The 9166-nt window shown below is 70.6% G+C and carries 11 protein-coding genes and 2 pseudogenes; 9 read left to right on the top strand and 4 right to left on the bottom strand.

The window, feature by feature from the left end; genetic code table 11:
* Positions 1-56 precede the first annotated feature (56 nt).
* Complete coding sequence (locus ASE56_RS09785) at positions 57-770, top strand: TetR/AcrR family transcriptional regulator C-terminal domain-containing protein (protein WP_056227947.1); 714 nt, start codon at positions 57-59, stop codon at positions 768-770.
* A gap of 15 nt (positions 771-785) precedes the next feature.
* On the opposite strand, the gene ASE56_RS09790 is transcribed toward ASE56_RS09785, so the two are convergent.
* Both ASE56_RS09790 and ASE56_RS09795 read right to left on the bottom strand, forming a co-directional pair.
* Positions 786-1142 carry a hypothetical protein gene (locus ASE56_RS09790; protein WP_056227950.1) on the bottom strand — a complete coding sequence of 119 codons (357 nt, stop codon included), beginning with the start codon at positions 1140-1142 and terminating at the stop codon, positions 786-788.
* Positions 1129-1533: a hypothetical protein gene (locus ASE56_RS09795; protein WP_056227953.1), complete on the bottom strand. Its 405-nt coding sequence runs from the start codon at positions 1531-1533 to the stop codon at positions 1129-1131. Before ASE56_RS09795 ends, ASE56_RS09790 begins: the two co-directional genes overlap by 14 nt.
* Before the next feature lie 163 nt (positions 1534-1696).
* On the opposite strand from ASE56_RS09795, the pseudogene ASE56_RS16575 reads away from it, so the two are divergent.
* A pseudogene (locus ASE56_RS16575) lies at positions 1697-2023 on the top strand (helix-turn-helix transcriptional regulator); the annotation flags it as partial.
* Between the two features lie 53 nt (positions 2024-2076).
* Here the strand turns inward: ASE56_RS16575 and ASE56_RS09800 are convergent.
* Positions 2077-2220 (bottom strand): annotated as a pseudogene (locus tag ASE56_RS09800) (DNA-binding response regulator); the annotation flags it as partial.
* A gap of 62 nt (positions 2221-2282) precedes the next feature.
* Positions 2283-2594 carry a hypothetical protein gene (locus ASE56_RS09805; protein ID WP_056227956.1) on the bottom strand — a complete coding sequence of 104 codons (312 nt, stop codon included), beginning with the start codon at positions 2592-2594 and terminating at the stop codon, positions 2283-2285.
* Positions 2595-2759: 165 nt separating this feature from the next.
* Between ASE56_RS09805 and ASE56_RS09810 the strand changes: the two genes are divergently transcribed.
* The 7 genes from ASE56_RS09810 (at position 2760) to ASE56_RS09840 (ending at position 9035) form a co-directional block, all read left to right on the top strand.
* Positions 2760-3740, top strand: coding sequence for a 3,4-dioxygenase subunit beta (locus ASE56_RS09810; protein ID WP_056228559.1), 981 nt, complete (start codon positions 2760-2762; stop codon positions 3738-3740).
* Positions 3741-3766: 26 nt separating this feature from the next.
* Positions 3767-4003, top strand: a complete 237-nt coding sequence (gene tatA / locus ASE56_RS09815; protein WP_056227958.1) for a twin-arginine translocase TatA/TatE family subunit — start codon at positions 3767-3769, stop codon at positions 4001-4003.
* On the top strand, positions 4000-4809 hold the full coding sequence (tatC, locus tag ASE56_RS09820) for a twin-arginine translocase subunit TatC (RefSeq protein ID WP_200914150.1): 810 nt from the start codon (positions 4000-4002) through the stop codon (positions 4807-4809). Before tatA ends, tatC begins: the two co-directional genes overlap by 4 nt.
* On the top strand, positions 4797-5285 hold the full coding sequence (locus tag ASE56_RS09825) for a hypothetical protein (RefSeq protein WP_056227962.1): 489 nt from the start codon (positions 4797-4799) through the stop codon (positions 5283-5285). The genes tatC and ASE56_RS09825 overlap by 13 nt, the downstream gene beginning before the upstream one ends.
* A 9-nt stretch (positions 5286-5294) precedes the next feature.
* The gene (locus tag ASE56_RS09830) at positions 5295-6020 is read left to right on the top strand and encodes a CoA pyrophosphatase (protein WP_056227965.1); all 726 of its coding nucleotides are present in this window, start codon (positions 5295-5297) and stop codon (positions 6018-6020) included.
* Between the two features lie 63 nt (positions 6021-6083).
* Positions 6084-7763 carry a glucose-6-phosphate isomerase gene (gene pgi / locus ASE56_RS09835; RefSeq protein WP_056228567.1) on the top strand — a complete coding sequence of 560 codons (1680 nt, stop codon included), beginning with the start codon at positions 6084-6086 and terminating at the stop codon, positions 7761-7763.
* A 297-nt stretch (positions 7764-8060) separates the two neighbouring features.
* Positions 8061-9035 carry a phospholipase gene (locus ASE56_RS09840; RefSeq protein WP_235556961.1) on the top strand — a complete coding sequence of 325 codons (975 nt, stop codon included), beginning with the start codon at positions 8061-8063 and terminating at the stop codon, positions 9033-9035.
* Positions 9036-9166: the final 131 nt, after the last annotated feature.

Below are 9166 nucleotides of genomic sequence, written 5' to 3' on the forward strand. Positions count from 1 at the left end.
CCGCCGTGGGGAGCCGATTTCGGCCACGATGGTGTTCTACGCACGGAGAGTGGGACATGGGCGAGAACATCGTGGACACCGAACGGACGACCGCCCCTCGGCTCAGCCGGGACGCGATCCTCGATGTGGCCCTGTCGCTGATCGACGAGCAAGGTCTCAACGAGCTGTCGATGCGCCATCTCGGCAAAGCGCTCGGGGTCGAGGCCATGTCGCTGTACCGGTACGTGAACGGCCGAGAAGACCTTCTCGAGGGCGTCGTCGATCGGCTCATGCGGGGCCTCACCGACGCACTGCTCGTGGCGGAAGACAACGGGTGGCAGCGGTATCTCCAGGTCGTCGCCCACGAAGTCCGTCGCATCGCGATCGAACACCCGAAGGCGTTCCCCCTTGTCGCCACTCGTCACCCGGCGGCGCCCTGGCTGCGCCCGCCGTTGCGGAGCGTGGAGGTAGTGGAGCATTTCCTCACGGCGATGATCGGTTTCGGCTTCGATGATGAGCAGGCTGTGAGGGCCTACCGCTCGTTCAGCAGCTTCCTCCTTGGAAACCTGCTCCTTGAAGCGGCCGTGCGCGGCGCCGAGACCGCGCCGGTCGAGGAACCGCTCGACGAGGGCGGAGCCGCGATCGGACAGGGCGACGCCGAGAAGGAGCTCGCAGACACTCCTCACGTGCAGAGACTGCGCGGTCTTCTCAGTAGGGATCGCTCCGAGGACGAGTTCGAGGAATCGCTCGAGGCGCTGCTGGACCGACTGGACCGTCAGCTGTCCCAGTAAAGGCGGGTCCGCGCCTCATCCGCGGTGCGGATCGGATGCGTCTTCGGGGTGGGCTGCTGGCCCGAGGAGAGCGCGCAGGCGCGCGCGGATGGCGGAGACGGCCTCCGACCGACTGCGGCCCGTGTGCGCCTGCTCCGCGAGCTCGATCGCGATCTCGGTCAACAGCGACGTTGCCAGGAAGAGATCGGCTCCGCCGGCGATGCGCAGATCTTCGTCGGACCCCTGTCCGACCCGCATGATCACCGCGGGAGACCCGAAGTGGCGCGCCACCTCGGCCCTCTTCTCGGCGCTGACCTCCCAGAACGGGCGTTCCATGGCGGCGCAACGGTCGAGGATGTTCGACAGGAGTTCGTGCGCGTCATCCTGAGGCATCTGTCGCCCCTCCCGCCGTGTGGCGCCCGCTTGCTCGGTCCCACTCCAGCGACTTCCACTGCAGGAAAGCGCAGAGGTTGCCGGCGACGACGAGTTCGGCCGCGAGCCCCGCCAGCGCGTAGGGCGACAGCATGACGTCGTCGTCTCCACCGGTGAGGTCGGCCTGCCACAGGGGATCGTCGTATCCGCGGGGTTCGAGCGAGACCGATCCGCCGCCGTGAGCGAGCTCGACGACGACGAGGCCGGTGTCACGTCCGTCCGCATCCTCCTGCTCGACAACGCGGATGCGGCTGGCGATCGGGTGCCCGAGATCGACGAATTCCTGCACCCACTCCTGCAGCTGCACACGAGAACGGCGCGGAGGCGAGTCCTCGATGCTCTCGTGTTCCACGACATCAGCTTACGCTGTAAGTCGACCTGGTCGGCACGATGCCCGGTCTCCCATCCCCGCCGCTCGAGACGGGCGACGGCATCCCTCCAGGCGTGATCTGTGGCATCACCTCACGGACTCGTCGAGGAGTGCTCCAGGTGACGAGGCGTCGGATGATGGGGGAGTGAACCGCACCGATCGTCTCTACGGCCTCGTGGAGGAACTGCGGGCCGTCTCGCCGCGACCGCGAAGTGCTCGTCATCTCGCGGAACGGTTCGAGGTGTCGGTGCGCACCATCGAAAGGGATCTCTCGGCGCTGCAGCAGGCGGGTCTGCCGATCTGGGCGGAGCCCGGCCGCACCGGTGGGTACGTGATCGACGCGTCCGCCACGCTGGGCCCGGCCGGGTTCACGCTCGACGAGACGCTCGCGGTACTGATCGGTCTCGGCAGCCTCGGGCGCAGCCCGTTCCGGCTTTCCGCCCGCACGGCAGCCCGCGAAATGCTCGCCCTGAGCGCCGTCAGCAGCAGCACGGGGGTCGTGATGTGGGCGGTGCGCAGGTCGCGCACGATCTCGGCGCCGTCGCGGCCGGGGAGTCGCCGATCGAGCAGGATCACCTCGAAGCTGTCGCGCAACGCCCGGTCGCGGCCCGCGAGCCCGTCGGCCTCGTGCACGACCTCGTAGGTCTCGCGGAGCACCTCCAGCGTCATCGCGGCGATCTCGGCGTCGTCCTCGACGTAGAGCAGTCGCGGCCGCGGTGCGGCGGCCTCGCTCACTGCACTCCCGCGCGCGGCGGGCTCACGTTCCAGCCGAAGCGCTCGAGGGCGTCGAACAGGCGGCGCGCCTGCGCCCACGCCACCGCGCCCGAGACGTCGGAGTACACGTCGATCGCGAACGGCGGGGGATCGGCGAACTTGGGGATCTCGACCTCTGCCCACGCGTGCGGGGCGAGCCAGACACGCGGGCTCATCGTCCCCGCACCGTCGACACCCCCGTCGGCGGCGAAGGCGATCGCGTCGAGGGCGTCGATCTTGGTGATCGGCATGTTCACGACGAGGGTCACGGCGTGCAGCGTTCCGGTCATCGCCTACCTCCCTCGTTCATCCTGACACGCGTACCGGGGTCGGGGACGGGGAATACCGTGCGGATCCGGTGCGCATAGCCGGTTCATAGATTCGGTGAGGGAGGGGGCAGGGTCGCTCCGTCATCGTCTCCTCAACGACACCCGCACCGACCAGTGGAGCAGACCATGAGCAGAATCCCCGACACCCAGATGACCCCCGACGGTCCCGCCTACGAAGGGCGCTTGCTCGACCGCGCCGATGAGCCCGTCGTCGATCAGGGCGCGCCCTTCGACATCCGCACGCTCGTCTCGCGGCGCGGCATCCTGGGCCTGGTCGTGCTGGGCGCGGGCACCGCCACGCTGGCCGCGTGCGCCCCGTCGGCCTCCGGTGCCGCAACGACGGCCGCGACGGCGACCCCGACCGCGACGCCCACGGCGAGCGCGACCCCGAGCGCCACCGCGACGAGCGCGGCAGCCGCCCTCCCCGCGGGCGAGATCCCCGACGAGACCGCCGGCCCCTACCCGGGCGACGGGTCGAACGGCCCCGACATCCTCGAGCAGTCCGGCATCGTCCGCAGCGACCTGCGCTCGAGCCTCGACGGCGGAGCCACGGCCGCGGGCGTTCCCATGACCCTGAACCTCACGATCTTCGACTCCGCGAACGGCGACGTGCCCTTCGCGGGTGCCGCCGTCTACGTCTGGCACTGCGACGACCAGGGCCGCTACTCGATGTACTCCTCGGGGATCGAGAACGAGAGCTACCTCCGCGGCGTCCAGGTCGTCGGAGATGACGGCGTCGTCTCGTTCACCTCGATCTTCCCCGGCTGCTACGACGGCCGGTGGCCGCACATCCACTTCGAGGTGTACCCGAACGTGGATGCCATCACCGACGCCTCGAACGCGATCGCCACCTCGCAGGTCGCCCTGCCGCAGGCCGCGTGCGACGTGGTCTACGCCGACGCGGCGTATCCCTCCTCGGCATCCAATCTGTCCCGGGTGTCGCTCGAGAGCGACAACGTCTTCGGCGACGACGGAGGAGCACTCGAACTCGCCACGGCGACCGGCGACAACTCCACCGGCTGGACGGTCGCCCTCGGCGTCCGCGTCGACACCACCACCACCCCGACCGCGGGCGCCATGCCCGGCGGTGCGCCCGGCGGGCGCTGACCCCTCCCTCGAAAGGAACCCCTCCCATGTTGCAGAACCTCACCGGCTGGCACGCCCTGATCGTGCTGGCGGTCATCGTCCTCATTTTCGGAGCCGCCAAGCTCCCCGCCCTCGCCCGGAGCCTCGGCCAATCGGTGCGCATCCTCAAGACCGAGGTGAGTGACTCCCGCCTGGGGGCCGCCGCCGAGACCGACCCGCATGCCCCAGCCCGGGCACAGGGGGAGTCCGCCGCACCCGTCCTGGCACCCCCGAGCACGTCATGACCTCCGCCGCCGCTCCCGCCGTCGCGCCCCCTCGCGCCGAGGCTCCACGGTCGGCCCCCATGCCCGTCGCCGCGCACCTCGACGAGGCGACGCGGCGCGCGGTGCGGGCGGCGATCGCCCTCGCGATCTGCGCCCTCGCCGGGTGGTTCCTGTACGAACCCGTGATGGACCTCGTGCGGGCCCCGATCGTGCAGATCGCGGCCGAGCGCAACGCGAGCCTCAACTTCGACAGCGTGACCGGGGCCTTCGACCTGCGGCTGCGCGTCGCACTGGTCGCGGGGCTCGTCCTGTCGAGCCCGGTCTGGCTGTACGAGCTCTTCGCGTTCGTGCTCCCGGGACTCACGCGGCGCGAGCGGCGGTACGTGCTCGGCTCGGTCGGAGCCGCGGTTCCGCTGTTCGCGGCCGGGTGCGCGACCGGCCTGTTGCTGTTCCCCCACATGGTCTCGGTGCTCGCGGGCTTCGCCTCGAGCGAGGACTCCACGATCCTCGACGCGGGCACCTACATCGACTTCGCGCTGAAGATCGTCGTGGCCACGGGCCTCGCCTTCGTCCTGCCGGTCGTGCTGGTGGTGCTGAATCTCGCCGGCATCGTCTCGGCCCGCACCCTCGCCCGCAGCTGGCGGTACGCGGTCGTGGCGATCGTGTTGTTCAGCGCCCTCGCGACGCCGTCGGCCGACGTGATGTCGATGTTCGTCGTCGCCGTTCCGATGACCGCCCTCTACGCTGCGGCCCTCGCGATCGCGGCCCTGCACGATCGCGCCGGCGCCCGGGCGTCGGTCTTCGAGGAGGCCCCATGTTCGGCCTGACGTTCGAGAAACTCCTGTTCGTGGGGCTTATCGCCGCGGTGGTCATCGGTCCGCAGCGGTTGCCCGGGGCGGTCGCTCGCCTCGCGTCGGTGCTGCGGGGGCTTCGCCGAACGGTGGATGCCGCGCGCCTCCGCGCCGCGACCGAGCTCGGCGTCCCGGCCGACGCGGACGAATGGCGGGCGCTCGATCCGCGACAGTACGACCCTCGGCGCATCATCGCCGAGGCCCTCGCGGCATCACCCGTCGCGGCGGCCGGCGCCACGGCATCCGTCCCGGTCCCGACCTCGGCCGCGGACGCCGCGGCTCCCGCCGCGCCGGAGACCCCGCGCATCCCGATGCGCCGCGTGCGCGTCGGGAGCTCCGCCCACCCGTGCTGGATCGAGGTCCCCGACGAATCCGGCGCCACGGCCCCCGAGTCCGACGCGCCGGCGGCCCCGGCCGACGAGGCGACCGTACGAGACGCCGTCACGGCATAGCCTCGAAGAATGTCCTCGCCCCGCGCCCAGCTCGAAGCCCTGCTCGCGCGCGGTCTCGGCGACGTCTCCCCGGCGCTGCAGGCGCTGCCGGTCGAGGGCGAGGCACGAGCGGCGGCGGTGCTCATCCTCTTCGGTGTGCTCGACGGGGCCCCCAGCCGCCGGGTCTCGCGCACCGTCCCGAGCGATCTCGACGTGCTGCTGCTCGCGCGCGCGAGCACCCTGCGCGCCCACCCGGGCCAGGTCGCGTTCCCGGGTGGCCGGGTCGATCCCGAAGACGCGGATGCCGTGGCGGCGGCCCTCCGTGAAGCCCGCGAAGAGACGGGACTCGATCCCGACGGTGTCGACGTGCTGGGCACCCTCGAGTCGCTGCCCCTGGCCTTCTCTCGCCACGAGGTCACCCCGGTGATCGGATGGTGGGCGCGCCCGACCCCGGTGCGTGCCGTGGATGCGGCGGAGTCGGCCGAGGTCTTCCGCGCCCCGGTGGCCGATCTGCTCGATCCCGAACGCCGAGGCGTGACGGTGCTGCGTCGTGATGGTCGGGAGTGGCGGGGGCCGGCCTTCGCCCTGCAGACGGCACGCGGCCCGCAGACCGTGTGGGGGTTCACCGCGATGGTGCTGGACGGGTTGTTCGACCGCCTCGGGTGGACGGAGCCCTGGGATGGATCGCGGGAGATCCCCCTGGCTGAGGCCGCCGCGGGCGCCCGCGACCGATCCGGGCCGCTGGCCCGGTCGTAGCGCGTCCGGCGCACTTCGTCATCCGCGGCGTGGCGATCGTCGGAGGTCGCTAGCGTGGGTTCCGTGACTGCGCCTATCGATCCCACCACCACCTCCGCCTGGTCCCGCCTCACCGCTCTGCGGGAGGGTTTCGATCCCGACCTGCGCGGCTGGTTCGCCTCCGACGCCGATCGCACGCGCGATCTCACGCGCACGGTGGGCGACCTGCACGTCGACCTGTCCAAGAACCTCGTCACCCCCGAGATCCTCGACGCTCTGGTCGCCCTCGCCGACGAGACCGGTGTGCGCGATCGTTTCGGCGCGATGCTGAGCGGCGCGCACCTCAACACCAGTGAGGACCGCGCGGTGCTGCACACCGCCCTCCGCCGTCCGGCCGGCGCCCAGCCGTCGCTCGTCGTCGACGGTCAGCAGATCGACCACGACGTGCACGAGGTGCTCGACCGGCTGAGCGCTTTCGCCGACCGCGTGCGCTCGGGCGAGTGGCGCGGCGTCACCGGCAAGAAGGTCACGCACGTCGTCAACATCGGCATCGGCGGCAGCGACCTGGGCCCGGTGATGGTCTACGAGGCTCTGCTGCCGTACGCCGACGCCGGCATCCACGCCCGCTTCGTCTCGAACATCGACCCCACCGACATCTCGCAGAAGACGGCTGACCTCGACCCCGAGACCACCCTCTTCATCGTCGCCTCGAAGACCTTCACCACGCTCGAGACCCTGACCAACGCGCGCCTGGCTCGCGACTGGCTGTGGGCGCAGCTCGCCGAGAAGGGCGCGATCGACGACTCGAATGCCGCCCGCACCGACGCCGTGGCCCACCACTTCGTCGCCGTGTCGACGGCCCTCGACAAGGTCGAAGCGTTCGGCATCGACCCGACGAACGCCTTCGGCTTCTGGGACTGGGTGGGTGGACGCTATTCCGTCGACTCGGCGATCGGGCTGTCGCTCGCGATCGCCCTGGGTCCCGACGTGTTCCGCGAGCTCCTGGCCGGCTTCCACACGGTCGACGAGCACGTGGCATCCACTCCGGTCGAGCAGAACGTGCCCGTTCTCATGGGTCTGCTCAACGTCTGGTACACCAACTTCCTCGGCGCGCAGTCGCACGCGGTGCTGCCCTACGCGCAGCAGCTCCACCGCTTCGCGGCCTACCTGCAGCAGCTCACGATGGAGTCCAACGGCAAGTCGGTGCGGTGGGACGGAACGCCCGTCACCACCGACACGGGCGAGGTCTTCTGGGGAGAGCCGGGAACCAACGGTCAGCACGCGTTCTACCAGCTGATCCACCAGGGCACGCGTCTCATCCCGGCCGACTTCATTGCCTTCGTGAACCCGGCCTACCCGCGCGCCGACGACGGGCGCGACGTGCACGGCCTGTTCCTGGCGAACTTCCTCGCGCAGACGAAGGCGCTGGCGTTCGGCAAGACCGCCGAAGAGGTCGAGGCCGAGGGCACCACGGGTGCGCTCGTCGCCGCCCGCACGTTCCCTGGCAACCGGCCGACCACGTCGATCTTCGCGCCGTCTCTCACGCCCTCGGTGCTCGGCCAGTTGATCGCCCTGTACGAGCACATCACCTTCACGCAGGGAACGATCTGGGGCATCAACTCCTTCGATCAGTGGGGCGTCGAGCTCGGCAAGCAGCTCGCTCTGCAGATTGCCCCCGCGATCGAGGGCGACGACGAGGCGCTGGCGGCTCAGGACTCCTCGACGCGCGCCCTTCTGGACTACTACCGCGCGCACCGCGGCTGAGCCCTCGAGCGACGCGACGGGCGGGTCGACCGCTGAGAGGCCGATTCGACGAGATTTTTTCTTCGTCGGATCGGCCTCTCGTCGCGAGGGGAGGAAAGCTCAGCGGCGACTGACGGGAACCCGGCGTCGGTGCGTCGGCAAAAGGCCCGATGAGGCGAGTTTTTCTTCTGCTGACGGCGGGAAGCGGAATTCGTCGCGCGACCCCTCGCGAGCGCGCGTCACCGAATCGTCTGCTCTCACCGGTCTTCCAGGTAACGAAAAGATAACGCCCAGAACCAGCACCCACACTCGGGGCCCGTGCCGACCCGACGGCGCGACACCGTGCTCGATCCCGACGAGCGCGCCCCCGACGAAAGATCTCTCTTGCTGCGTTCCGACATCAAACTCACCCACGTCAACCGCGCCCGACGCACCCTCGTCACGGCGGCCACCTGCGCCGGCCTCGCGTTCGGCATGGTCGCCACGACCGGTCTGGCGATGGCGTCCCCCGTCTCGTTGCCCGACGCCTCGGCATCCTCCTTCTCCGCCCCCGGCACCTCGGTGCCCGTGTCCACGGCGCCGACCCTCGACGCCGTGAGCACCGGTGCCGCCGCCGCCCTCGACGGGGCGCAGACGGCTCTCTCGAACGCGACCGCCGTCCAGGCCGATGTCGCCGCGACCGGGCTCCCGCTCTCGATCGGCGACGCGTCGATCGACACGGGCGCGCTCCAAGACGCCGTCGACCGCCTCACCTCCCGCGACCTGCTCCCGGTGCTGCTCGTCCCCGCCCTGAGTCAGAACGCCCAGAGCGAGACCGACCGCGTCAGCGCCCGCGTGGCGGAGGTCAAGGGCAGCCTCGACAAGGCGAAGGCTGACAAGGCCGCCGCCGACGCCGCCGCCGAGGCGCAGCGTCAGGCCGAGGCCGCAGCGGCCGCCGAGGCGCAGCGTCAGGCCGATGCCGCCGCCGCTCTCGCCCGGGTCAACACGCCCGAGGGCGCGCGCGCGTACGCCTCGCAGCTCATGGCCGAGAAGTACGGCTGGGGGAGCGACCAGTTCTCGTGCCTGTCGTCGCTGTGGAACAAGGAGTCGGGCTGGAATTACCAGGCCTACAACAACGACGGTGGGGCGACCGGCATCCCGCAGGCCCTGCCCGGAAGCAAGATGGCGAGCTTCGGCGCCGACTGGCAGACCAACGCGGCCACTCAGATCGCGTGGGGCCTCGACTACATCTCCCGCGGCTACGGCACCCCGTGCAGCGCATGGGGTCACTCCCAGGCGATGAACTGGTACTGATCCGCGTCGGGGCGTCTCGGGTCCCCGACGGGCGCCGCGGGTCTGCTCGACGTCGAAGGATCGCGGGTCGATTCCCAGCCTCCACCCCTCTTCAGCGATATATCGTTATGTATCGCTGACTCAGATCGGGT

Source organism: Microbacterium sp. Leaf203, from assembly GCF_001421275.1.
GTDB classification, from domain to species: Bacteria; Actinomycetota; Actinomycetes; order Actinomycetales; family Microbacteriaceae; genus Microbacterium; species Microbacterium testaceum_A.